The sequence below is a fragment of the Aeromonas sp. EERV15 genome, assembly GCF_900079845.1.
Taxonomy (GTDB): Bacteria; Pseudomonadota; Gammaproteobacteria; order Enterobacterales; family Aeromonadaceae; genus Aeromonas; species Aeromonas sobria.
This window is the reverse complement of the sequence record NZ_FKKY02000002.1, coordinates 233,702-258,445: the sequence shown is the minus strand read 5'-3', so window position 1 is coordinate 258,445 and position 24,744 is coordinate 233,702. Positions and strand designations below refer to the sequence as shown.

Sequence of the window (24,744 nt, the reverse complement as noted above, 5' to 3'; positions counted from 1 at the left end):
TGGTTGTTACACAGCCAGGGAGAGCCTGGTCGACTCCACGGGCGCCCCGACTCCGGACGCCAGATAAGGAATAACGTTGCGCACCAGCCCTTCCACATCAAGCTGCTGGCCAAAGTCGGCCAGGGCGATGTCGCGCAGCGCATCGGCGGAGGCCATGGTGAACACGACTGTGCCCAGGGTGAAGTGCAGGCGCCAGAAGAGATCCGCCGGCGACAGGGCCGGGTTGGCCTTGGAGATCGCTTGGGTGATCCGCATCAGAATGGGGCCGTAGTGGGCGGTGATAAAGCGGCGCAGGTGGCCCTGGCTGTCAATATAGCCGCGTCCCAGCAGCTGCATGAAGATGGCCGGACCGTTGGCCCGCACTGCCGAGAGTTTCATCAGCGGCTCGACAAAACTCTCAAAGAGTTGCAGCAGTGTCAGCTGCTCCTGCTCCATCAGCACCCGCAGGCGTGCATCCAGATCCGGCATGAACAGGCTCAGATAGCGGTCGAGCACCGCCTGGATCAGCTCCTTCTTGGAGCCGAAGTGATAGTTCACCGACGCCAGATTGACGTCGGCCTCACTGGTGATCAGACGCAAAGAGGTATCGGCGAATCCCCGCTCGGCAAACAGCACTTCAGCGGCATCGAGAATACGGTTTTTGGTATCGATTTTACTCACTGGACACCTCACTTAAACGAATGTTTAAAAAGTACGTTTCATAACGTGAAGTGTCAAGAGAATGTGAATGAGTGTTAGCGGAATGTTTTTCGATGAAAAAGCAAAGTGGGTGGAACTTAGTCAAAAAGCCGGACTCTATATCTATGCCACTGCAATTAAACATTAAGTCTCGCCCAACCTGCACCATGCTAGTTGGGCCTTTTTTTGCGCGTTTGTTACCGGTTTGCGGTTTGCAGGCCAAAAAAAACCGCCGCAGGGCGCGACGGTGGGGAAAGTGAGTTCGCGTCATCCTGACGGCAAACTATCGATGCGAGTTCAGGCATGTATCGACGGGGGCAGTATGCCAGCCAGAGCACCTCAGACTATGTCAGCTTCGCGGTATTTTGTGACAAAGTGTGGCAAGCACTGGCGTGGCCCAAGCTGCCGCTCTTTGTTATGCTGCCCTTTCAAAATATGAGGGGAGAGAAGATGAAGTACCCGGTCGATACCCACACTCACACCATTGCCAGCACCCATGCCTACAGCACCATTCACGACTATCTGCCGATAGCCAAAGCCAAGGGGATCAAGCTGTTTGCCACCACGGATCACGGCCCCGAGATGGCGGATGCCCCTCATGTCTGGCACTTTGCCAACTTGCCAATACTGCCAAGAGTGGTGGATGGAGTCGGGATCCTGCGGGGTATCGAGGCCAACATCAAAAACCTGGAAGGGGAGATCGACTTTCCCGAGCGCTATGAGTCGCGCCTCGACATGATCATGGCGGGCTTTCATGAGCAGGTATTCCCCCCCTGCGATCAGGCCGCCCACACCCAGGCGATGATCAACGCCATCAAGAGTGGCCGGGTCGACATGATCAGCCATCCGGGCAACCCCTCATTTCCCATCGACATTCAGGCGGTGGTCAAGGCGGCGGCCGACTATCGGGTGGCGCTGGAGATCAACAACTCCTCCTTCATTCATTCGCGCCCGGGTAGCGAAGGCAACTGCCGCGCCATCGTCGAAGCCGCGCGGGATCTGGGTGCCTATCTTACCTTCGGCTCCGACTCCCACGTCGCCTTCAGCCTCGGTGATTTTGACCACTGCCACCGTCTGGTGACGGAAGCCGGTTTCCCGCTGGATCGGATCCTGGTGCGCTCCCCCCGCGCCCTGCTCGAATTTCTCGAAAGCCGTGGCCGTGCCCATATCCCCGAGTTTGCAGACCTGTAGATATTCGCTAACACATTGAGCTAATAGATAAAACAGGATTGGTGCAGCAGTGACTGGCGTCATCCGCAAATAGCTGGGATGAGATGGCTGGGAGGACAATGAAGAATGCCTTGTTCATCCCAGCCCCTTGGCAGGAAAGGGCTGAGGCAAGCCTCGCTCTCGGTAAGTCAGGTTTTTTCTGGTTTTAAAAATTTCGCTATCCCGGCGTTTTCCGCTTTTTATGTGATGGAGATCACTGTACCATCGCCGCCCGACCTGCCACCCGGCCGCATCTCCCCCTGCGACGGCGCTGGCGTCACCCGATACATGCTGTCACCCGGAACGTGAATGACCCCAGGATGGGACCCGCCACTAACCTGTAGGTTTGTGGTCTGCGTGTCGCGTGGGTCGGCACCTCTCCCGTCCGATCTCCTGCGATACCTGTCTGCAGACTTGCCATATGAAACTCCTCTCTTCATAGGTGCAAGATGACACTGTTATTGAGTCTGGTCGGTATACTGGCCCTGATGTTTATTGCCTGGCTGGCCAGTGAAAACCGCCGCGCTATCCGCTGGCGCACGGTATTGGGTGCGCTCGCCCTGCAGACCGGCTTTGCCGCACTGGTACTCTATTTCCCCCCCGGACAAGCCATTCTTGGTGCCATGAGCAATGGCGTCTCCGCCCTGCTCGGCTTTGCCGATAGCGGGATAAGCTTCGTGTTTGGCGATCTGGCCAGTAACGGCTTTATCTTCGCGGTGCGGGTGCTGCCGCTGGTGATCTTTATCAGCTCCCTGATCGCCGTGCTCTATCACTTCGGCATCATGCAGTGGGTGATCCGGGTGTTGGGGGGCGGTATTCACCGCCTGCTCGGCACCAGCCGTGCTGAATCCCTGGTGGCCACCGGCAATATCGTCCTCTCGCAGGGGGAGTCCCCGCTGCTTATTCGCCCCTTCCTCGCCAGCATGACTCGCTCTGAACTGTTTGCGGTGATGACTTGCGGCATGGCCTCGGTGGCTGGCTCGGTGCTGGGCGGTTACGCCGCGCTGGGCGTAGATCTCAAATACCTGATTGCTGCCTCCTTTATGGCGGCGCCGGGTGGTCTCTTGATGGCAAAACTGCTGGTGCCCGAGCAGCAGCAAGTGTGCGATCAAGAGGAGATCCCGCTGGACAAGAGCGATTACAGCAACGCCATCGATGCGCTGGCGGGTGGTGCCATGAACGGCATGAAGATCGCTGTGGCCATCGGTACTATCCTGCTGGCCTTTGTCAGCGTGATCACCATGATCAACGCCGGTCTCACCACCGTGGGTGATTGGTTCGGCTGGGCCGATCTCTCCTTGCAACAGCTGCTGGGTTATCTGTTTGCCCCGGTGGCCTGGCTGATTGGAGTGCCTGCCAGCGAGATGATGGCGGCAGGTTCGCTGATTGGTCAGAAGGTGATCATGAACGAGTTCGTCGCTTATCTGGACTTTGTCCAGATTAAGGATGGCTTGAGTGCCCATACCCAGATCATCATCACCTTTGCCCTCTGCGGCTTCACCAATCTGGGCTCTATTGCGGTGCAAATTGGTTCTATCGGCACCATGGCACCGGAGCGCCGCCACGATGTGGCCAATATGGGGTTAAAGGCGGTGCTGGCTGCCACCCTGGCCAACCTGATGAGCGCCACCCTCGCCGGGATCTTTGTCTCACTGGCCTGATGGTTGACTCTATAGCCGGTTAGTCAGCGGCTCAAACAAAAGACCCCCTCTTGCCGTTGGGCAGAGGGGGTCTTTTTCGTTGGATTGATTACAGATCCAGATCGGGCAACAGCGCAGCTTGTTCCTGAAAATGGCGGCAGCGGCGTTCAACGTCGTGTCGGTAGCGTGCCAGATAAGCCCGCTCGGCGGGATTGTCTGTCTCAACCATGGCGATGGCGGCATCCAGATGATGGAGGATGTCGTTGGCCATCTTCTGCAAGGTCTGCTGCAACAGGCGTTTGGGCAGATCACACGCCTCGGCCATCTCCAGCAACTGCCATGCGTTGATCGCCTCGGGGGCAAACTCGTCGCCTATTGCCATGGCCAGATGCTGGTTGAACTCGGGGTAAAGCCCCACATTGACCAGATCGTACCAGGGGGTCGGCGTCAGTCCTGTTCTTGATACGAAGAAGCTGTAGTTCTTGCCGTGGGCATCGTGATTGTTGACGCAAAGGTTGAAGAGCAGCCATTGCAGCATGTTCAATCTGGCCTGCGCCGGATTGACACAAAGGGCGCTGAGGCTGAACAACCGTGGCAGGCTCACCCCTTCCCGAATATGGGCTACATCCCGCCCGTCACCGAAGTTGCGTTCATATTTTCGCGTGACGGGAAACCCCAGCCCCTGACAGGCATCGATCATATGACGACGGCGAACCCTCAAGCCATCCTCGTCAAGACGCCGATCAAACCGTTCCACCAGCAAGCCTCGGTGGGACTTCTCATCTTGACCAAATGTGTGCAGTTCTACCTGTGCCACCTGCATGCCCAGCAGTGCGGCCAGCCGCATGGTCACAAATTCATTGATCACCAGATGAGGGTGATGCTCGAACTTGAGGAGGTGGGTGGAACAGAGTTCGCCCTCGCCAAACCCCAGCGCCCCCTCGAGGCGCAGCAGGTTGAGCTTGGCCTGCACCCCCGCAACCGAGAGGCGGGGGCGGCCATCCCAGACTTCCAGCGGCCAGATCTCGGGCTGCTCGAGTCGCAGCAACAGCTCCTCTGGCGTGATGGGGCGAAAGTGGGTGGGAATGTCGGGCTCTGCGGGCAGAGTAAAGGTGACCGCTCCAGATACATCGCGACCTATGCCATGGATCAGGGCAAAGATATTGCTGCGCGAAACTGATAGCGCCTCAATCAGGTGCTCCAGCCCGCGATTTTCTGGCAGCAAGTTGCCCAGATATGCCCGGATCTGGGCGCTGCTGGCCGAGCCATCCAGCGCCAGCGGTGGTGAGAGCGGGAAGCCGCGAGCTTGCCACTCTGGCAGATAGCCGAGCTGAAAAGTATCCCGTTGGGAGTCATATTCAAGATGGCCGATCAGCTGGGTACCCAGCCTAAGTTCAAGCCGATGGCGCTCAGAACCACTCATCATCACCGACCTCTACTTGGCTGCTGTCGCTTGTTACTTGTGGCCCCGCTTCTTGCACCAGTTGCAAGCGCAGTCCCAGCGCGTGCATCACCTGCAGCAGGGTCGAGAGGTAGACATCCCCCCCCTTCTCAATCTTGATCAGGGTCTTTTTGGAGATGCCGCACAGTGAGGCCGTCACCTCCTGCGTCATCTTGGCGGCCTTGCGTCTCTCGCGGATCGCCAGCCCCAGCGAGGCGGGATCCAGTGCTTTCGGGGCGGTTTGCAACGATGCGTCTGTCATCATGATTACGAAAAAAGTGTAGGTTGTTACAACTTAACTCATGATAAGAGTAAGCAGCAATAAAAAGTGTACGATGGTGCACTTTGATGGTCTCGGTGCTATTTGCGATATAAAAGTGTAGAGGAGTTCACTTTTTAGAACAGAAGAGGTGGTGAGGGATGGTCTGGGGGCGATTCAGCCCGAGGGGCCGGGAGGATGTCGCTTGCAGAGCAGCATTGTACTTCACGTTCACTTCACCGAGCGGGGGTAGGGTAAGCACCAGTTTTCAGTTGGAACTTCACTCTATGCCCACCATCATCACCCACGCCACCGTACCTCTCTGCCTTGGGCTCGGGCTTGGCAGCCGGATGATTCCGCCGCGCCTGCTGTTGGCAGGGGTTGCCATCGCCATGCTGCCAGACGCCGATGTACTCGCCTTCAAACTGGGGGTCGCTTACGGCCATGTCTTTGGCCACCGCGGCTTTACCCACTCCTTGCTGTTCGCTTTTGCCTTGCCCACACTGGCCATGCTGTTTCATCGCCAATTTCGGGCCAGCGTCGCCACCGTCTGGTCATTTCTGCTGGTCTCTCTGCTCTCCCACAGCCTGCTCGATTCCCTCACCACTGGCGGCAAGGGGGTTGGCTGGCTCTGGCCGTGGCGTGACGATCGTTTCTTCGCCCCCTGGCAGGTGATCCGGGTCGCCCCCTTCAAGCTGGAGGCATATCTCACCGCCCGAGGTGAAGCGGTGATCCTCTCCGAGCTCTACTGGGTCTGGCTGCCGGGAATTGTATTGATGCTGGTGTTGATGGGATGGCGGGTTTGGGGAAGGGGGCGGTAGTGGTGGGATCAGAATGGGTTGTTGGATATATCTTGGCTGAGCAAAAATCAAAACTTGGGCACCCATCTTTTGTGTTCTGGCTACGTAACGGCTTGCACAGAAAGATGGGTGTCCTGATTTTTTTTTGAGCGGCTGCTTTTGGCGTTCCCTTTATCAGTTAACGCCGCACTCTTCGGCAATTGTGGAGAGAAGCTATAAAATTGTCCGACAGCAGCTCCTTGTTAGATTCATCACCAATCATCAGTGATTCCTTTTGCTCTATTGTCTAGTGCATCTTGGAAAGCTTTTAGCGCTTCCTGAGCTTCGGGATCAAGATCTGTTTCGTCAAGTTCACGCACTTTCTCTTGAATTGGCGCAATCTCTAAAAAGTTCTCAATATTCTCAAGTTTGATATACGTAGTAACTTTTGCTACGTAGTCCCCCATAGATTGAGAAGATGACTTACTCACAAATTTTTTCAGTAAATTTATACAACCTTCGGCACTCTGTGTCTGAAGCTTTAACCAGTCAATAACTTTAGCCTCATCACCCCAACGCTTCCATCTGTATAAAAAGGAAACCAAGTGTTCATTAGAAAGAAGCTCATCTGGTGAATTAACAGACATGTCATCCAGCTTTTTTACAAACTCTGCTTTAAGTAGAACAAATTCTATATCTTGGAGAATTTGGTCTGTGTCAGATTTTTCTCTGCATTTTTCATCACTATGCAAAATATGTTCAACAATAGAAATTCCGTTTGATGCTTTAAAACAGCTAAGCAAAAGCTCTCCTCTTTCTTTTAAATCATCAATACGTCTTAAAAACCATACAACAAGCCTTGCCGCATGTGTATTAGAGCTAAAAAATGTAAATCCAGTTGTCTCATGATCTATTTTGTCACCAATATCCAGAATGCCTTTAATATAGGTGCTGCCATTATCTAATGGAACTTCAACTGTAAATGATTCAAACTGTGAAAGTGCATTTTTTAAAATCCCACGTTCTTTAAGGGATAAGATAAATTCGGAGAATTTTTCAGAATCAGAAGTAAGGTCAAGCATTTCACGTAGGTCTGAGTTTGAAAGTTCGCCGCTTGGAATAGAAAATTGAAAATACTTGTCAAAGTTAGACGGATGGCAAACACGCATTTCCCTTAACCAAGTTCTGGCAAATTCTCCAGAATATAGTGTTCCTCTTAGAGCCCATTCAATTGTTGGAAATAGTTGTTCTACAATTTCTTTTACGGCATCCCGCTTGTTAGGGGAGGATTTATCCAATATTCCGTTGATTAAGCCAGCTATTGAATCCTTGCTTCGCTCATATCTATCCGAGCCATTTTTGGTAAATATTGCTTTCGCGCGCGCAATTTCTTTATAAACATCTGGCTCAAAAACTCTTAGGCATTCAATCGCAATAAGATCAACAGGGTTTACCTCAAAAGCACTCTTTCCTTTAAGTAAAGTAAAGTGGAAGGATAAAGTGGAGGTATATCTATAGACGTTTCTCAAATTGTCGAAGTATTTGTTCAGCGCGCCATGAAAGATATTTCCCCACCGCCCAGAGTCAAACATATTTGCGGCTGATTTATCTTGCTCAATTATTTTGTCTAGTCTGCTGAATAATAGACTGTGAAGTCGCGTGGTTTCTACTCTAGGAATATCAAAAGGTACTTGAATTATCTTCTCCAAATAATCACGACCAAGTTGTTTACCATCATTCATTTTATCTTCTACCAAGTCTCGCTGAAATAGAAGAAGAAACACTACATTCGGAAACTCTAGGTTCGCTTTTATAAGTTGAAAAACCATCCTTAACTGGGAAGACGTTAATCTATCCAAATCATCCATGACAACAATCAAAGGAGCTTTACGTTTTAGCAATAAAGCCGATAACTCAAGCCTTATATCGTTCAGACTCTGTTCTTTTTCTTTTGCCGTCTCCTCAATATTTCCACTTAACTTGTCAAGAAAACCTCTTCCCCACTTCAATGCTGCAGCCCAACAGCCTAAAACAATGAGCATAAAAGTACTCGTATTGTTTACCCAAGTTTCGTTGGAAAAGTTTCCGCCAATACCAATAAGTGTCGCAAGCACGAATAATGTGGGGAGGGCCGATGAAAGACCTGTGACTACAGTCTCACCTGTAGTTAGATAGCGCCCATACTTTTTAAGGGTTGCCGCTAATTTTTTTCCTGATTCACTTTTGTCTTTTCTATCGATTGATTTTGATATTTCTTGAAAAAAGGATGCGGTTATTTTTTCTTGAGCTGCCCATTCCCATGGAGAAAATTCAATGACATCTGGTTTATCTTCTGAAATTCCCTCTAGCTGAGATAAAGCCATATTTTTAATTGAAGATTTCCCTGATCCCCAGTCACCATGTAAGGCTACCACTAAGCTGTCATTTCCATGCCAACTTGCCATAGCATTTGCCAAGTCGGAGGAAAATCCTGAACGACCTAACAAGTCATCTTCTGCTTTTGTGATTGGCCGATCAGAGGAGAATCCGTGTAAATCAATTGGTTCCATGCAAGATCCTATGGGGCTATCATCTCGTATGTTGGGCTAAAAATCGTAGGTTGGTGCTGAACGAAGTGAAGCCCAACGTTTACCGCGAATATATCTGAAAATCTGTTTTATGGTTCTGCCACATTCTTGTTTATCCCGCTTTGGTTGGAGCAATAATGCTCGCCTGTTGGGCTTCGCTACACGCTGCGTCAACCTACAAAAGCAACGCTACCGCCCCTGAGTTCCAGCCCCCAGTTCGCTGCTGTTAACCTGCGAGATAGCAACAATCGCTTTCATGGCGTTCTTCCGAGAGGTTGATTGTCATTCGGGTATCTTAAGGGGGGGTGGAGCGTTGAAAAGCGGGTTTTGGCGGGAATCTGTGTTGGATCAATAAATTAGTCATTAAGGCGTGCGCTGAGTGAGCAACTCATTTGGCAGGGAATGTACAATTCCCCCTCACCCCAGCCCTCTCCCGGAGGGAGAGGGGGCAAACAGCCGGGAGCGCTAAGCGGGCACAAGCGACAAAAAGAAAGGGAGCCGGTCAGGCTCCCTTTGATGTGGTGATGCAGCGATACACCTATGAGTAAGGCTGATATGCAGCCGGATCACTACGGATAATGGCATTTGGCTAATGCCATTCCCTATCGATTGGTCGCGGCCTTCATCCCTTCCACAAACTCTTTCAGGCGAGTGAGCATATGCTCCGGGTTCTGGTGGTGGGTCTCGATGATCTTCACCACGGCCGAACCCGAGATGGCACCGGCGGCGCCAGCGGCTATCGCTTCACGTACTTGCGCCGGTTCGCTGATACCAAAGCCGAGCAGGGCGGGGGGCGCCTTGAACTCGCGCAGGGTGTTGATCAGGCCATCCACCGGCATGCCAGCCTTGGTCTCGGCACCGGTCACACCGGCGCGGCTCACCAGATAGGTGTAACCACTGCCCAGCTCCGCCACCTGTTTCAGGGTCTCGGCATCGCCATTGGGTGGGGCGATAAAGATGCTGTCGATGCCGAACTTGTCGGCGGCTGCCTTGTAGGGGGCGCACATCTGTACCGGCACGTCGGCCACCAGCACCGAATCCACGCCTGCCTGCTGGCACTTCTCATAAAAACCGTCGATCTGGCGCACATAGACCAGATTGGCGTAGACCAGCAGGCCAATGGGCAGCTGCGGGTACTTGGCGCGGATGCGGCCAAGCAGCTCGAAGCAGTCGTCCGGGGTGGTGTGGCTCTCGAAGGCGCGCAGGGCGGCGCCCTGAATGGTGGGGCCGTCCGCCACCGGATCGGAGAAGGGAATGCCGAGTTCGAGGGCATCGGCGCCCCCTGCGACCAGCGCATCAACGATGGCCAGGGAGAGTTCGGGGGTGGGGTCACCCAGCATCACGAACGGTACAAAGGCGCCCTGATTGACCGCATCCAGACGGGAGAAGAGTTGTGCGTAACGGTTCATGACAAGGTTCCTTCTTTCTCGAAAATGTCGGCAACGGTGAAGATATCTTTGTCGCCACGGCCGGAGAGGTTGACGATGAGCACCTGCTCTTTTTCCGGTTCACTGCGGGCCATCTTGAGGGCGTGAGCCAGCGCGTGGGAGGACTCCAGCGCCGGGATGATCCCCTCGGATTTGGCCAGTTCCTGGAAGGCGTCCAGCGCTTCCTTGTCGGTGATGGATACGTACTCGGCGCGGCCGATGGAGGCCAGATGGGCGTGCTGCGGGCCAACGGAGGGGAAGTCGAGCCCCGCCGAAACGGAGTAGGACTCCTGAATTTGGCCCTGCTTGTCCTGCATCAGATAGGAGTGCATGCCAAAGAAGACCCCCTTGCTGCCGTGACCCAGCGGCGCACCGTGCTCGCCACTCTCGATGCCATGACCACCCGGCTCGACCCCGATCAGGCGCACCTCTTTGTTGTCGATGAAGTCGGCAAACATGCCGATGGCGTTAGAACCGCCGCCGACACAGGCGATCACCGCATCGGGCAGCCGCTCCTCTTTCTTGAAGCACTGGGCCTTGGCCTCTTCGCCGATCATCTTCTGGAACTCCCGCACGATAGTGGGGAAGGGGTGCGGACCGGCGGCGGTGCCCAGCAGGTAGTGGGCGGAGTCGTAGTTGGCAGCCCAGTCACGCAGCGCCTCGTTGCAGGCATCTTTGAGGGTGGATGAGCCGGAGTGCACCGGAATGACGGTGGCCCCCATCAACTTCATGCGAAATACGTTGGGCTTCTGGCGCTCGCAATCCTTGGCACCCATGTAGACCCGGCACTTGAGGCCAAGCAGGGCGCAGGCCAGTGCGGTGGCCACGCCGTGCTGACCAGCGCCGGTCTCGGCGATGATCTCGGTCTTGCCCATCCGCTTGGCCAGCAGCGCCTGACCCAGCACCTGGTTGGTCTTGTGGGCGCCGCCGTGCAGCAGATCTTCACGCTTGAGGTAGAGGCGGGTCTTGGTGCCCTTGGTCAAATTGCGAGTCAGGGTGAGCGGGGTCGGGCGACCGGCGTACTCGGTCAGCAGCTCCTGAAATTCGGCGATAAAGGCCGGGTCTTCCTGGGCATCGACGAAGGCTTTTTCCAGCTGAAGCAGCGCGGGGATCAGGATTTGGGGCACGTACATGCCACCAAATTCACCAAAAAACGGGTTGAGCAGGGTCATGGTTTCTTCCTTATACCTTGAGTCAAAAACGGAACATCAAAAACGATACAGAGATCCAGTGGCCGCCTTAGAGCGCGCGCAGGGCGGCGAAGGCGGCGGCGAGTTTGTGGCCATCTTTCTGGCCAGGGGCACTCTCCACCCCGGAGTTGAAATCAAGGCCGAGGCAGCCGACTTGAGCTGCCTGCAGGGCGTTGTCGGGGTTAAGGCCACCCGCCAGCATCAGCTTGCTCTTGTCGAGCGTGGCTAGCATGGCCCAGTCGAACGCCTGACCGGTGCCGCCGCTCTGGCTGCCCACTTTCGTATCGAGCAGCAGGCGATCCGCCGGATAGTCGAGGGCGGGCAGGGGTTCGCCGCTCATGATGCCGACTGCCTTCCAGATCTGGCAACTTGCAGGCAGCAGCGGGCGCAGCGCCTCGATATAGGCTGCATCCTCATCTCCGTGCAGTTGCACCGCGGCCAGTCCCAGCGCCTCCACCGTTTTGGCGATGGTCTCTTGCTGGGCATTGCGAAACACTCCGACATAGGCGAGCGGCGCACCCGCCATCACGGCGCGGGCGGTGGGGATATCCACATAGCGCGGGCTTTTCGCCACAAAGATAAGTCCGCCGAACACCGCACCTGCCTGATGGGCGGCGGCGGCATCGTCGGCGCGGGTCAGGCCGCACACCTTGTTCTGGCCCAGAGTGAGCTTGCGCACTGCCGCTTCCAGATCCGGCTCGGCCATCAGGGAGGAGCCCACCAGAAAGCCCTTGGCGTAGGGGCGAAGGTCGGCCACCTGGGCACGGTGGTTGATGCCGGATTCGCTGATCACTACCCGATCGCTCGGAATATCTTTAGCCAGCTGTTTGGTGCGGTTGAGATCGACGCTGAGGTCGCGCAGATCCCGGTTATTGATGCCGATCACCGGCGCGCCCAGCGCGATGGCGCGGGTCAGCTCCTCCTCGTTGCTCACCTCGGTCAGCACGCCAAGGCCCAGCTCTTTGGCCACCGCGAACAGGGCGCGATAGCCCTCGTCGGTAAGCACGGAGAGCATCAAGAGGATGGCGTCCGCCTGATAATGGCGGGCCAGATAGACCTGATAGGGGTCAATCATGAAATCCTTGCACAGCACCGGCTGCTGGACGCGACCTCGCACCCGCGGCAAAAAGGCAAAATCCCCCTGAAAGAACTTCTCGTCAGTCAGCACCGAGATGGCGGTGGCGTATTTGCCATAGATGTCGGCGATGGCCTCCGGGCTGAAATCGTTGCGGATCAGCCCCTTGGAGGGGGAGGCCTTCTTGCACTCCAGAATAAAGCGGGTAGAGCCTGCCTTGAGCGCCCCGACGAAATCCCGATCGCTTGGGGTCAGCGCGCTCTGGAAGCTCTCCAGCGGCTGGGCCAGCTTGCGGGCGGCGACCCACGCCTGCTTGGCCGCCACGATTTTGCCGAGGATGGTCTGGCTGATGGAGCCCATGTTCAGAAAAGCATGGGGGGCAATAAGGTCTGACATCTCGTTATCCTTGCGAAGCTGCGAACTGCCGCTCGGGAGTTCTGCATGAGTGCCCTGCGGGCGTTCTGAATGACTGCTGTGCAATGTGGTGGCTGACATCATGCCTCCTGATGGCCCGCTTCCTGATGGCTCAGCATGGCCAGCCGGGCGGCCAGAGCCGCTGCCTTGCCACTCGCCAGCACTGCCAACACCTCGGCCGCCGCGCTCTTGAGATCCGCCGCCTTGCCCGCCATCAGCAGCAGCGGCGCCACGTTGGCGGCGATGGCGGCGTTGTGCGCCGGAGTGCCTTGTCCTGCCAGAATGGCGGCGGTGATGGCGCGGTTCTCTTCCGGTTCCCCCCCCTGAATGGCGCTCACCGGATAGGTATCGAGGCCAAAGTCTGCCGGGGTGATCATAAATTCGCGGATCTCGCCGTCACGGATCTGGGCTACCTGGGTCGGGCCGTGGATGGCAATCTCATCGAGCCCGGCGCCGTGAACCACCATACCTGTTTTCAATCCCAGTGCCAGCAGGGTTTCTGCGATGGGGCGCACCAGCTCGGGGGCATAGACCCCCATCAGCTGATAGGTGGGGCGGGCGGGGTTGATGAGCGGCCCCAGCACGTTGAACAGGGTGCGGGTCTTGAGGGCCTGACGTACCGGCATGGCGTGGCGCACTCCGGCGTGGTACTGGGGGGCGAACAGGAAGCAGATGCCAAGCTCGTCCAGACAATGGCGCGCCTGCGCCGGGCTCATGTCGAGCTTGATCCCCATCTTGTCCAGCAGATCGCTCGAACCAGACTTGCTCGAGACCGAGCGGTTGCCGTGCTTGGCCACTTTCAGGCCGCAGGCGGCGGCGACCAGCGCCGAGGTGGTGGAGACATTGATGGTATTGAGGCCATCGCCACCGGTGCCGACGATGTCGCAAAACGCATAATCGGGACGCGGGAAGTCGCGCGCTTCCGCCAAGAGAGCTTCAGCGGCGCCGGCGATCTCCTCCGGGGTCTCTCCCTTGATCTTGAGGGCGGTCAGCAGGCTTGCCAGCACTATGGGATCCACTTCGCCACGTACCACTTGCCCGAAGGCGTCGCGGGTACTTTCACGGCTCAGAGACTGACCCTGATAAAGGGTGTTGAGATGTTGATGCATGTTGGTCTCCTTACCTTAACGCACGCCGCGTGTCGAAAAAATGCTTTCTGGGCGGGTGATATGGGCGAGCGCCTGAGTCAGCAGGCGGGCCCCTTCCGAGGTCATGATGGATTCCGGGTGGAACTGGAAACCCAGCACCCGCTCATCCTGCTGCTCGATGGCCATGGGCATGCCCTGATAGTGGGCAATCACCGTCAGCTCTTCCGGCACATAGGTGGCGACCAGCGAGTGGTAGCGGGCCACCGGCAGCGGGCTCGGCAGACCGGCGAAGGCGCCGTGGCCGTTGTGCTCGATGAGAGAGCGCTTGCCGTGGACGATTTCACCCGCCGCACCGACGGTGCCGCCATAGGCTTCGCACAGGGCCTGATGTCCGAGGCAGATACCGAGGATAGGCACCTGACCACGGGCCAGCTTGATCAGGTCAATGAGGCAACCCGCTTCATGGGGCGCGCCCGGCCCGGGGGAGAGCACCAGCACCGCATCCCCTTCGCAGGCGGCAATTTCGCTCATGATGCGGCTCGCCGGCAGGCTGTTGCGGTAGATCCGCACCGGATAACCGAGGGAGCGGAACTGGTCGACCAGGTTGTAGGTAAATGAATCGAAGTTATCGAGCAGGAAGATATTAGTCATGGCTCACGTCCTTATGTTGCTCCTGCTGGGCGCTCAGGGCTTGCAGGGATGTGCCATGGCTGGCGGCGATGGCGGCCAATACGGCGGCCGCCTTGGCGCGGGTTTCATCCGCTTCGGCTTGCGGTTTGGAGTCATAGACCACCCCGGCACCGGCCTGCACATGGGCCACGCCATCTTTGACAAACGCCGAGCGGATCACGATGCAGGTATCCATCTCGCCTGCGCCGTTGATATAGCCGACGGCGCCGCCGTAGCTGCCGCGGCGTTTGCCTTCCACCATGCGAATAAGCTCACTGGCGCGGATCTTGGGGGCGCCGGTGAGGGTGCCCATGTTCATGCAGGCCTGATAGGCGTGCAGGGCGTCAAGATCCGAGCGCAAGGTGCCGACCACCTTGGAGACCAGATGCATCACGTGGCTGTAGCGATCCACTTTCAACAACTCCTTGACGTAGCGGGTCCCCGGCTCCGAGATGCGGGCGATGTCGTTACGGCCCAGATCCACCAGCATCAGGTGTTCGGCCACCTCTTTTTCGTCCTGACGCAGCTCCAGCTCGATGCGGCCATCCAGATCCCGGTTGATGCTGCCATCCGGGTTCAACCCCCGGCGACGGGTACCGGCGATGGGGTACATCTCCACCTCGCGGCTGGCGGCGCAGAATTTCACCGCGCTCTCCGGTGAAGCGCCAAACAGGGTGAAGTTTTCATCCTGCACGTAGAACATGTAGGGGCTGGGGTTGGTCTGTTTGAGGCGGCGATAGGCGGCCAGCGGGCTTGGGCAGGGCAGCGAGAAGCAGCGGGACGGCACCACCTGGAAGATGTCGCCACGGCGGATAAAGCCCTTGAGCTTCTCCACCTCGGCGCAGAACTGCTTGTCGCTCTTGTCCACGCTCATGCCGCCGGTGAGGGCCGCAGTGGCCAGCTCGGCGCAGAGGGGTTGCTGGCAAAGTTGTTTGAAGTCGGTGAGCCGCTCGCTCAGGCGGGTGTATCTGTCGTCTATCTGGCTCTCATCGCTATCGCCGCCGAAGATGCAGGCCAGCAGTTGGGTAGAGCGCTCGATATGGTCGATGGTGATCAGGGTCTCGGCCACATAGAAGCAGTAGTCGGGGCAGTTGTTGCTCCCCTCCGGCACCTCTGGCAGATCCTCGAAGGAAGCGATCAGGTCGTAGGCGAAGCTGCCCGCCATAAACAGAGCCTCTTTACCTAGCTGGCACTGCAGCTCCTGTTGCAGGGTGCGCAGCACGTCCAGCACGCTGCTCCCCTTGAGGCGGGAGTCTTCATCCTGCTCCCGATCGGAGGCCGGGAAGTCGAGCTGCAATTCGCCATCTACCAGCGAGCGGGCAACCACCGCAGGCAGCCGCTCGGCCAGCAGGCTCTGCAGCTGGTCGCCGTTGTCGTTGAGGGTGCGCACCCGCACGGTGCGACCACGGCACTCGATGCGCAGGCAGGCATCTACCAGCAGCAGGCTCTGCTTGCCCGCCTTGGAGTCTATCTCGACTGATTCCAGCAGCAGGTTGTTGGGGCGCCCTTGGCAGAGTCGGGTGTAGAGCGCCAGCGGGTCAGCCACATAGGGGGCGTTGAGCTTGAGGGTATCGAATTCACCCAGAGGAAGGCGATGTGTGGCTGTCATAGTGCGTTCCCTTGCGTGTGATGCTTTTTACCGATGTTCATGACATTGAATTCCTTGAAAATTAAATTGGTTTAGGCGGTTTCATCAGGGGCGCCATCGCCAGGTCAGTGTTCTTGTCTGAATTCTCGGTTTCATCACAGGTCCATTTGCCGGATAATAAAAAAGCCCGCTGGGGTCAGCGGGCTTTTTATTTGGGTTCTTAATTTGCTGTCAGATTACAGATACAGCAACGACCACACGCCCGCATGTCAGGGAGTGTGCCACCACCAGCTTGCTTTCAGGGTGATTGTCGTTTGCATGATAAAATCCTGTAAAAAGATGTTTGCAATGAAGTGCCTACAGAAAACGATAAAGCCGCGGCCAAGTCAAGTCGCTTTTTAGCCTTCTTTCACCGATTTGCCATGAATGGTGACCTGACCACGAGAGCGGAATTACCTGATGAGATTCGATCTGCACTGCCATACTACTGCCTCCGACGGTGTGCTGAGCCCGGCCGACCTGGTGCGCCGCGCCGCCGAGAAACAGGTCGAGGTGTTAGCGGTTACTGACCACGACACCCTTGATGGCCTTGATGAAGTGCGCCGCACTATCGAAAGTGAGCAACTACCGCTGCGACTGGTGAGCGGGGTCGAGATCTCTACCGGCTGGGAGCATCACGAGATCCATATCGTGGCGCTGGGGGTGGATGAAAAAAATCCGCTGCTGGTGGCATTTTTAGCTGGCCAACGGGCCCGTCGCGAGGCGCGGGCACTGGAAATCGGGCGTCGTCTGGAGAAGTGCCTGATCCCCGGCACCTATGAAGAGGCCAAGGCGCTGGCCGGTGACGCCGCCGTGACCCGTGCTCACTTTGCCCGGGTGCTGGTGGCACGCGGGGTGGCCGACAACATGCAGAAGGTATTCAAGAAGTACCTGAGCCGGGGCAATAAAGGCTATGTTCCGGCCGAATGGCCAGAGATGAGCGAGGCGATCAGCTCCATTCACGCCGCTGGCGGGCTGGCGGTACTGGCTCACCCCAGCCGCTATGGTCTCACCGCCAAGTGGATTAAGCGGTTACTGGTGGCTTTCAAGGCGGCCGGTGGTGATGCGATGGAGGTGTCGTTGCCCCAGCAGAGCCCGCAGGAGCGGGCCAACCTGGGTCAGTGGGCCAAGGATCACGACCTGTGCATTTCGGTGGGATCGGATTTTCACTTCCCTTCCAACTGGACTGAGCTGGGCCGCCACCTCTGGTTGCCCAAAGAGGGGATGCCCGTCTGGCTGGCCTATCCCGGCCACTTTGGACTCACCACCGAGCAACACGCAGAGCTGCTGGCGAGCCGCTAACGACGCTAGCGAAGTGGCCGCAAGCAGGTGAAGTGGCCACAAACAGGTTAAGGTAGTGTCATGGGTCTGGAACCCGTGACCATACGAGCGGGCAGGTATTGCTGCCCCCATTGCGAGAACAAGCTATGAGTCAGCATTTTTACGTACATCCGGAAAATCCTCAGGCCCGTCTGATCAGTCAGGCGGTACAGATCATCCAGAATGGCGGCGTCATCGTCTATCCGACCGATTCCGGCTATGCGCTGGGTTGTCAGATGGGTGACAAGGGGGCGCTGGAGCGCATCTGCCGTATCCGTCGCCTCGATGCCAACCACGACTTCACCCTGGTGTGCCGTGATCTCTCCGAGATCGCCACCTACGCCAAAGTGGACAATGGCGCGTTTCGCCTGATCAAGAACAACACCCCGGGCGCCTACACCTTCATCTTCAAGGCGACCAAAGAGGTGCCACGTCGCCTGATGAACGAGAAGAAGAAGACTATTGGTATTCGTGTGCCGGATAACCTGATTGCTCAGGCGCTGCTGGAGGCGCTCGGCGAGCCGCTGCTCTCCACCACCCTGATCCTGCCGGACTCCGAGATGGCCGAGTTCGATCCGGAAGAGATCTTCGACAAGCTGGGCAAGCAGATCGATCTGGTGGTCAACGGCGGTTATCTGGGCGAGCAGCCCACCACAGTGGTGGATTTCTCTGACGATGAGCCGGTGCTGCGTCGTCGCGGTGCCGGAGATCCGACCCCGTTTGAGTGAGTCTGCCGATCCTGTCTCCGTGACGGCCACGCCCCAGGCGGGCGCACATATCGCGGAGGCAGCGGGGGAGTCCGTTCTCCCCCAAGCCATCCCATCCCCCATCGCGCGGGTACTGGGGCAGCCCTATCACGAGCTGCCCCAGGACTTGTTCATCCCGCCCGATGCGCTGGAGGTGTTCCTCGATACCTTCGAGGGGCCGCTCGATCTGCTGCTCTACCTCATCCGGCGTCAGCAGCTTGATATCCTCAACCTGCCGATCCTGCAGATCACCGCCCAGTACATGGAGTATGTGGAGCTGATGCAGGGGCTCAACCTTGAGCTGGCGGCAGAGTATCTGCTGATGGCGGCCTGGCTTGCGGAGATCAAATCCCGTTTGCTGCTGCCCAAAGCGCCGGAGCTGGAAGATGAGGAGGAGGGGGAAGACCCGCGGGTTACCCTTATTCGTCGCCTGCAAGAGTACGAGCGGTTCAAGGTGGGGGGCGAGCGGCTCAATGAGCTGCCACGGGTGGAGCGGGAGATCTTTATCGCCACCGCCTTGCCCCCCGATTTTGGCGCTCTCAAGCCACTGGCACCCGATGTTTCGCTGGTTGAGCTCGCTCTTTATATGCAAAGTGTGGTAAAACGCGCGACTCATTTCGAACATCACCAGATCCGCCGCGAACAGATCCCGACCCGGGTGCGCATGGCGGAGATCCTCGCCATGCTCTCGTTGGGCCAGACCTTGCGGCTAGAACAGGTGCTGCGTGCCGAAGAGGGGCGCATGGGCGTGTTGGTGACGTTTTTGGCCCTGCTGGAGCTGTGCAAGGAACAGCTGATCTGGGTCCTGCAAGCCCAACCTTTGGGCCAAATCTATTTTGCATTGGCCAGCCAGAGTGAGGAGGGCAACCATGGCGCTGCCCACTGAACGACTCAAGACCCTGATGCAGGGAGGGGCGTGTGATGGCGCTTCCTGCAGAACGTTTAAAGACCCTGATGCAGGGAGGGGCGCGTGATGGCGCTTCCTGCGGAACGATTAAAGACCCTGATACAGGGAGGGGCGTGTAATGGCACTCCCTGCTGAACGATTAAAGACCCTGATCGAGGCGGCGTTGTTCGTGGCCGGTCGTCCGCTCAACGTCAGCGAGCTGAAAAGCAGCGTGCTGGCAGATTATCCGGTGACCAGCCGCTATGTTCAGCTGCTGTTGGCCGAGATCAGGCAAGATTACAGTACGCGAGGGGTCGAGCTCAAAGAGGTCGCCTCCGGTTGGCGTTTTCAGGCGCGTCAGGAGTATGCCGAAGAGCTATCAAGGCTCTGGAGCGAGCGGGCGCCCCGCTATTCCCGCGCCGTGATGGAGACGCTGACGCTGATCGCCTATCGCCAGCCCATCACCCGTGCCGAGATCGAAGCGATCCGCGGGGTGGCGGTATCGAGCCAGATAGTGAATACCTTGAAAGAACGTGGTTGGGTGCGCAGCATCGGCCACAAAGAGGTGGCAGGCCGTCCCGAGCTGCTCGCCACCACCAGAGAGTTTCTGGATTATTTTAATCTGCAGAGTCTGGAACAGCTCCCCGAGCTGGATCCGGATCTGCAACCCCCGTTGCCCCCCATGCCAATGGCGGAGGGTGGCAGCGATCAACAATCAGGTAACCCCGATGAGTGAAAAACTGCAAAAAGTGTTGGCCCGCGCGGGTCACGGCTCCCGTCGTGAGATGGAGGCCCTGATCACCGCAGGTCGGGTCAGTGTGGATGGCAAGGTCGCCACACTGGGGGATCGCGTCGAAGTGAACGCCGTGATCCGGGTAGATGGTCACCAGATCAAGACCCGTGCCGCGGAAGAGGTCATCTGCCGCGTGCTGGCTTATCACAAGCCGGAAGGGGAGATGTGTACCCGTCACGATCCGGAAGGTCGTCCCACCGTGTTTGATCGTCTGCCCAAGATGGAAGGTGCCCGCTGGATTGCGGTTGGCCGCCTTGACGTCAACACCTCCGGTCTGTTGCTGTTCACTACCGACGGTGAGCTGGCCAACCGCCTGATGCACCCGAGCCACCAGGTAGAGCGCGAATACGCGGTACGTGTGTTTGGCGAAATCACCGAAGCCATGCTGCAGCGCCTGCGCAAAGGCGTGCAGCTGGAAGATGGCACCGCCAAGTTCAACAAGATCAAACCGGCTGGCGGCGAAGGTCTGAACCAGTGGTTCAACGTCACCCTGACCGAAGGTCGCAACCGTGAAGTGCGCCGTCTGTGGGAATCACAGGAAGTGCAGGTGAGCCGCCTGATGCGGATCCGTTACGGTGACGTGACCCTGGATCGTGGCATTCCCCGTGGTGGCTGGCAGGAGCTGAAACTGCCGGAAGTTAACTACCTGCGTGGTCTGGTGCATCTGCAGCCGGAGACCGAATCCAAGGTTGACCTGCAACAAGATGGCAAAACCAGCCGTCACAAGCAGGCCGCCCAGATCCGCCGCGCCGTCAAGCGTCACAAGGATATGCAAGGCATGGAGCCGCGCGCCCGCAGCACCACCGCCCGTCGCAAGCCACAAGCCTCTACCCGCAACTCGGGTACCGGCAGCAAGTAAGCTGCAACGCGTTGCGAACTGCGCGCTGACAAAGAGCGCGCAGTCGGCCAAGCAAAAGGCCCGCACCATCTGGTGCGGGCTTTTTTTTAGCTGTGACGACGACCCGGTCTCTTGCAAGTGCGTCGGGAAGGGGGGTGTGGCCTTTATGTCACTTCTTCGTCCGCAGACGCGCCGCCGTGGTTGCCCTGCCCGAGCTGGCTTGCTAGCCTGTGCGGCTCTGATAGAGGAGTGAACGATGAGTAAGGTACTTGATGAGTTGCTGGCGTTGCTGGCGCTTGAAAAAATCGAGGAGGGCCTGTTTCGGGGCCAGAGCCAGGATCTCGGTCTGCGGGCCGTGTTTGGCGGACAGGTAATGGGGCAGGCCTTGTCAGCCGCCAAGCAGACGGTCGAGAGTGGTCGTCAGGTTCACAGTTTTCACTCCTACTTCCTGCGTCCGGGGGATGTGACCCGTCCCATCGTCTACGACGTGGAGAATATCCGCGACGGCCAGACCGTCTCCACCCGCCGGGTCAAGGCGATCCAGGGCGGCAAGCCCATCTTCTATCTCAACGCCTCGTTTCAGGTGCCGGCCGATGGCTTCGAGCATCAGGCGCAGATGCCCACCGGCATCACCCCGCCGGAAGAGCTCAAGAGCGAGCTGGAGCTGGTGCGCCCCTACGAGAACCTGATCCCTGCCTCCCTGCGGGACAAGATCCTCTGCGAGCAGCCCATCGAGATGCGCCCTGTCACTTTGGTCGACCCTATTCGGCCGACGGTGCAGGATCCGGTGCGCCACGTCTGGTTCAAGGCCAACGGCCAGATGCCGGACGATCTGCGGATCCACAAATACCTGCTGGCCTACGCCTCCGACTTCAATTTCCTGCTCACCTCCCTACAGCCCCACGGGGTGTCGTACTGGGAGCCGGGGATGCAGGTGGCGACCATCGACCACTCCATGTGGTTCCACCGGGATTTCCGTTTCGACGATTGGCTGCTCTACGTGGTAGACAGCCCGAGCGCCAGTGGCGGCCGCGGTCTGGTGCGCGGCCAGTTCTTTACCCGTGATGGCATGCTGGTGGCGAGCACCATGCAAGAAGGGGTGATCCGCCGTCGCGGCAGTTAAGGCGCGCAGCGGTCAGCAAAACGGGGTGGCTTGGGCCACCCCGTTTTCGTTGCTGCGATGTGCGCGGGCTCTGCGGACTCAGCCGCCGCGCTGGTACTTGAAGCGCTTCTTGCGCCGGTAGGGATAGACATCCTCGAACACCCCCACCTTAATGTTGCTCTGCAGCATCTTCCAGTAGTTGGCGTCGAACATCTCCTTGTGCAGTTGCAACATGATCTCCCGCACCAGTGGCTTTTGCAGCAGGAAGGTGGCGAACTCTTCGGGGAAGATGTCGTTGGGGGCCACCGAGTACCAGGGCTCGGCGCACAGCTCATCCTCGGGGTAGCGTGGCGGCGGGATCTGGCGGAAGTGGCACTCCGTCATGTAACAGATCTCGTCGTAGTCGTAGAACACCACCCGGCCATGACGGGTGACGCCGAAGTTCTTGAACAGCATGTCCCCCGGGAAGATGTTGGCCGCCGCCAACTGCTTGATGGCGTTCCCGTACTCCTCCAGCGCGAGCCGCGTCTGCTGCTCGTCCGCCTTGTCCAGATAGAGGTTGAGGGGGATCATCTTGCGCTCGGTGTAGAGGTGCTTGATCACCAGTTTGTCATCGCTGATGGTGAGCGCAGACGGCGCCACCGTCTTGAGCTCGGCAAGGAGTTCCGGCGAGATGCGATCGAGGGGAAACTCGAAGTTGGTGAACTCCTGGGTATCGGCCATCCGGCCCACTCGATCGTGCTGTTTAACCAGCCGGTACTTCGCCTTCACCTGCTCGTGGCTCACATCCTTGGGCGGGGTGAACTCGTCTTTTATCACCTTGAACACCACATCGTAGGAGGGGAGGGTGAACACGCTCATCACCATCCCCTTGATGCCCGGCGCGATGATGAACTGATCCCGGCTCTGGGCCAGATGGTGGCGGTAGTGGCGATAGAGCTCGGTCTTGCCGTGCTTCTGGCAGCCGATGGCGTTGTAGATCTCGTAATCGGGCTTGTGGGGCATGATCTGGCGCAGGAAGGCGACAAACAGCGCCGGTTCGCGGGCATAGACCATGAAGTAGGCGCGGGCGAAGCCAAATACGATGGAGGCGAGATCCGGCTCGAAGATCACCGTGTCCACATAGATGCTGTGGCCGGTGCTGAGCAGGGGCAGGATAAAGGGGAAGACCTGATCCCGGACCCGGATCAGCCCCACCAGATAGGCCCCCTTGTTGCGGTAGAACACCTCTTTGAGCAGCTCGATGGCAAAGGGCTCATCATGGAGGATTTGCGGGCCGTTCTCGGCAAGATGGCGGTGGATGTCGACAATATCCCGCTGCTTGTCTTCATAGGGGAGGGTGAAGCTGTAATCCCCCAAAAGCTGGCTCAAGGTCTGCGGCAGGTGGGCCAAATCGGTGCGATAGACCCGCAGCAGGGCGCTTAAGTCAGGTTTTTCGCCGCGGCTGACAAAGGGGTGGATATAGAGGTTCTCGTCGCGGATGTTGCGATGGCGGAAGATCCGGCGATAGACGGAGTTGAAGAAAGATTCCGCCACCTCGAAGTTGTCACAACGGGGCAGCAGATCGCTGAAGGCGCTTTTTACCCGCTTGAGCAGCTCCTGAGTGGCGTGGTGCTCCCCCATCATCTGGCGGATGGAGCTGGCGGTAGCCCCTACATGGTGGTCATAGAGGCGGATCCGCTCCCGTCCCGCCAGCTGTACCCCCAGCCAGTCACTGTTCTCGAAGCGGCTCTTGCTGCCCTGGGTTATCTCGAGAAACCGGCTGTAAAACGACTCGAAGCGTTGCAAGATAGTCTCGGCGACGGCCTGTTCCAATGGCTGCTGCATCTCTCTCTTCCTTGTGATCTGTCGGGCCGATAGCGCGAAGGATTGGGTGTGATTTGTTCACACGTCTGGCCACTATCGCAACATTCAAACGTCTGTTCAAGTGGCAATTTTCGGGGATAAACGGTAGATTGCGCCCCTGTTTTGCTGATGGTTTAGCGACTGTTTGCTATCTGTTTGAGAGGCCGTCCGGCCTGTGAGGAAACCCGATGAAGCTCTATTTTGTCCTGGTGGCGCCTGCCCGTCCTGCGAATGTGGGGGCGGCTGCCCGCGCCATGAAAACCATGGGATTCGATGCCATGCGACTGGTGGCGAGCCGGGTACATGAAGAGGAGGAGGCGAGCTGGGTGGCCCACGGCGCCCAGGAGATCCTGACCCAGGCCGAGGCGTTCGACACCCTGCCTGAGGCGCTGGCGGACATGGATCTGGTGATCGCCACCACCGCCCGTGAGCGCGGTCGCTACCAGCACTACCTCACGCCGGGGGAGATCTGCGAGCAGATCCGCGCCAAGCCCTCCCTTGGCAAGGTCGCCATCGTCTTTGGCTGCGAGGAGTCGGGGCTCTCCAACGAGCAGCTGGCTGAGGTCGATCTCATCAGCTATCTGCCCCTCAAGGTGAGCTACCCGTCCCTCAATCTGGGGCAGGCGATCATGCTCTACGCCTACGAGATGAGTCAGCTGATGGATGAGCTGAACGCCGACGGCGCCGCTGCGGTAGCAGAAAATTTTGATAACGCCGGGCAGGTTCGGGTGCTGAAAAGCAAAACAGCAGAATTGCTGGGTGAACTCGGAGTTTCGCAGGATGAAAAACTACATCAATGGGTGATGGACCGGGTGCCCATGCTGCCGCAGCGGGATTTGAACATGCTCCACCTGCTCTGCAAAGACCTTGCGCGCCGATTTGGGCGTGAGTAGCAAAGAGGTTTAAGTTGACAGCCCATCGCCCGGCGCGGTATTGCTAAAAGCCAGTTTCGTTCACGAGTGTTCGTCATGCAGCTATTCACCAACATCATCACCACCACCATTATTACCGGTACCACCACAGGTGGCACTGGGGCCGGTTGATGCGCTGACGAACAAGCACAGAAATCAAAAAAGGCCCGTACCCACCCAGTACGGGCCTTTTTGTTGGATTGGTTTTTAGATTGAATTTCATAGATTTACAGGGAGAGA

General features: G+C 57.8%; 21 protein-coding genes. 10 read left to right on the top strand and 11 right to left on the bottom strand.

What is annotated here, in order from left to right:
- Nucleotides 1-6 precede the first annotated feature (6 nt).
- The gene (locus tag BN4575_RS03015; RefSeq protein ID WP_042020647.1) at nt 7-660 is read right to left on the bottom strand and encodes a TetR/AcrR family transcriptional regulator; all 654 of its coding nucleotides are present in this window, start codon (nt 658-660) and stop codon (nt 7-9) included.
- A gap of 468 nt (nt 661-1,128) precedes the next feature.
- Between BN4575_RS03015 and BN4575_RS03010 the strand changes: the two genes are divergently transcribed.
- Nucleotides 1,129-1,869 carry a phosphatase gene (locus BN4575_RS03010; RefSeq protein WP_042020648.1) on the top strand — a complete coding sequence of 247 codons (741 nt, stop codon included), beginning with the start codon at nt 1,129-1,131 and terminating at the stop codon, nt 1,867-1,869.
- 467 nt (nt 1,870-2,336) lie between these two features.
- Nucleotides 2,337-3,548: a NupC/NupG family nucleoside CNT transporter gene (locus BN4575_RS03005; protein WP_042020650.1), complete on the top strand. Its 1,212-nt coding sequence runs from the start codon at nt 2,337-2,339 to the stop codon at nt 3,546-3,548.
- An 88-nt stretch (nt 3,549-3,636) separates the two neighbouring features.
- Here the strand turns inward: BN4575_RS03005 and BN4575_RS03000 are convergent, their stop codons facing one another.
- Both BN4575_RS03000 and BN4575_RS02995 read right to left on the bottom strand, forming a co-directional pair.
- Nucleotides 3,637-4,953 carry a HipA domain-containing protein gene (locus BN4575_RS03000; RefSeq protein ID WP_083220979.1) on the bottom strand — a complete coding sequence of 439 codons (1,317 nt, stop codon included), beginning with the start codon at nt 4,951-4,953 and terminating at the stop codon, nt 3,637-3,639.
- On the bottom strand, nt 4,937-5,233 hold the full coding sequence (locus BN4575_RS02995; RefSeq protein ID WP_068977082.1) for a helix-turn-helix domain-containing protein: 297 nt from the start codon (nt 5,231-5,233) through the stop codon (nt 4,937-4,939). The genes BN4575_RS03000 and BN4575_RS02995 overlap by 17 nt, the downstream gene beginning before the upstream one ends.
- Before the next feature lie 281 nt (nt 5,234-5,514).
- Here BN4575_RS02995 and BN4575_RS02990 point away from each other — a divergent pair, with 281 nt between their 5' ends.
- A complete protein-coding gene (locus tag BN4575_RS02990) occupies nt 5,515-6,048 on the top strand; it encodes a metal-dependent hydrolase (protein ID WP_068977081.1) in 534 nt (177 codons plus the stop codon).
- Between the two features lie 230 nt (nt 6,049-6,278).
- On the opposite strand, the gene BN4575_RS02985 is transcribed toward BN4575_RS02990, so the two are convergent.
- The 7 genes from BN4575_RS02985 to BN4575_RS02955 all read right to left on the bottom strand — a co-directional run bounded on the left by BN4575_RS02985 (nt 6,279) and on the right by BN4575_RS02955 (nt 16,045).
- Nucleotides 6,279-8,555 carry a KAP family P-loop NTPase fold protein gene (locus BN4575_RS02985; protein ID WP_068977080.1) on the bottom strand — a complete coding sequence of 759 codons (2,277 nt, stop codon included), beginning with the start codon at nt 8,553-8,555 and terminating at the stop codon, nt 6,279-6,281.
- A gap of 620 nt (nt 8,556-9,175) precedes the next feature.
- Complete coding sequence (trpA, locus tag BN4575_RS02980) at nt 9,176-9,982, bottom strand: tryptophan synthase subunit alpha (RefSeq protein WP_068977079.1); 807 nt, start codon at nt 9,980-9,982, stop codon at nt 9,176-9,178.
- The gene (trpB, locus tag BN4575_RS02975) at nt 9,979-11,172 is read right to left on the bottom strand and encodes a tryptophan synthase subunit beta (protein WP_068977078.1); all 1,194 of its coding nucleotides are present in this window, start codon (nt 11,170-11,172) and stop codon (nt 9,979-9,981) included. The genes trpA and trpB overlap by 4 nt, the downstream gene beginning before the upstream one ends.
- Before the next feature lie 67 nt (nt 11,173-11,239).
- Nucleotides 11,240-12,760 carry a bifunctional indole-3-glycerol-phosphate synthase TrpC/phosphoribosylanthranilate isomerase TrpF gene (gene trpCF / locus BN4575_RS02970; protein WP_068977077.1) on the bottom strand — a complete coding sequence of 507 codons (1,521 nt, stop codon included), beginning with the start codon at nt 12,758-12,760 and terminating at the stop codon, nt 11,240-11,242.
- Nucleotides 12,760-13,788 carry an anthranilate phosphoribosyltransferase gene (trpD, locus tag BN4575_RS02965; RefSeq protein WP_068977076.1) on the bottom strand — a complete coding sequence of 343 codons (1,029 nt, stop codon included), beginning with the start codon at nt 13,786-13,788 and terminating at the stop codon, nt 12,760-12,762. Before trpD ends, trpCF begins: the two co-directional genes overlap by 1 nt.
- 15 nt (nt 13,789-13,803) lie before the next feature.
- Nucleotides 13,804-14,418, bottom strand: a complete 615-nt coding sequence (locus BN4575_RS02960; RefSeq protein ID WP_068977075.1) for an aminodeoxychorismate/anthranilate synthase component II — start codon at nt 14,416-14,418, stop codon at nt 13,804-13,806.
- Nucleotides 14,411-16,045, bottom strand: a complete 1,635-nt coding sequence (locus BN4575_RS02955) for an anthranilate synthase component 1 (RefSeq protein ID WP_068977074.1) — start codon at nt 16,043-16,045, stop codon at nt 14,411-14,413. The genes BN4575_RS02960 and BN4575_RS02955 overlap by 8 nt, the downstream gene beginning before the upstream one ends.
- A 438-nt stretch (nt 16,046-16,483) precedes the next feature.
- Here BN4575_RS02955 and BN4575_RS02950 point away from each other — a divergent pair, with 438 nt between their 5' ends.
- The 6 genes from BN4575_RS02950 (at nt 16,484) to tesB (ending at nt 21,769) form a co-directional block, all read left to right on the top strand.
- Nucleotides 16,484-17,365 (top strand): RNase RNM, encoded by an 882-nt coding sequence (locus BN4575_RS02950; protein ID WP_068977073.1) that lies wholly within the window; start codon nt 16,484-16,486, stop codon nt 17,363-17,365.
- A gap of 125 nt (nt 17,366-17,490) precedes the next feature.
- Complete coding sequence (locus BN4575_RS02945; RefSeq protein ID WP_042020663.1) at nt 17,491-18,111, top strand: L-threonylcarbamoyladenylate synthase; 621 nt, start codon at nt 17,491-17,493, stop codon at nt 18,109-18,111.
- A complete protein-coding gene (locus BN4575_RS02940; protein ID WP_068977072.1) occupies nt 18,059-19,015 on the top strand; it encodes a segregation and condensation protein A in 957 nt (318 codons plus the stop codon). The genes BN4575_RS02945 and BN4575_RS02940 overlap by 53 nt, the downstream gene beginning before the upstream one ends.
- 139 nt (nt 19,016-19,154) lie before the next feature.
- Nucleotides 19,155-19,751, top strand: a complete 597-nt coding sequence (gene scpB / locus BN4575_RS02935) for an SMC-Scp complex subunit ScpB (RefSeq protein ID WP_068977071.1) — start codon at nt 19,155-19,157, stop codon at nt 19,749-19,751.
- Nucleotides 19,744-20,667: a 23S rRNA pseudouridine(2605) synthase RluB gene (gene rluB / locus BN4575_RS02930; RefSeq protein ID WP_042020669.1), complete on the top strand. Its 924-nt coding sequence runs from the start codon at nt 19,744-19,746 to the stop codon at nt 20,665-20,667. The genes scpB and rluB overlap by 8 nt, the downstream gene beginning before the upstream one ends.
- Nucleotides 20,668-20,902: 235 nt before the next feature.
- The gene (tesB, locus tag BN4575_RS02925) at nt 20,903-21,769 is read left to right on the top strand and encodes an acyl-CoA thioesterase II (RefSeq protein ID WP_042020670.1); all 867 of its coding nucleotides are present in this window, start codon (nt 20,903-20,905) and stop codon (nt 21,767-21,769) included.
- A 78-nt stretch (nt 21,770-21,847) separates the two neighbouring features.
- On the opposite strand, the gene aceK is transcribed toward tesB, so the two are convergent.
- Complete coding sequence (gene aceK / locus BN4575_RS02920) at nt 21,848-23,575, bottom strand: bifunctional isocitrate dehydrogenase kinase/phosphatase (protein WP_068977070.1); 1,728 nt, start codon at nt 23,573-23,575, stop codon at nt 21,848-21,850.
- Between the two features lie 206 nt (nt 23,576-23,781).
- Here aceK and BN4575_RS02915 point away from each other — a divergent pair, with 206 nt between their 5' ends.
- Nucleotides 23,782-24,486, top strand: coding sequence for a tRNA/rRNA methyltransferase (locus tag BN4575_RS02915; protein WP_068977069.1), 705 nt, complete (start codon nt 23,782-23,784; stop codon nt 24,484-24,486).
- Nucleotides 24,487-24,744: the final 258 nt, after the last annotated feature.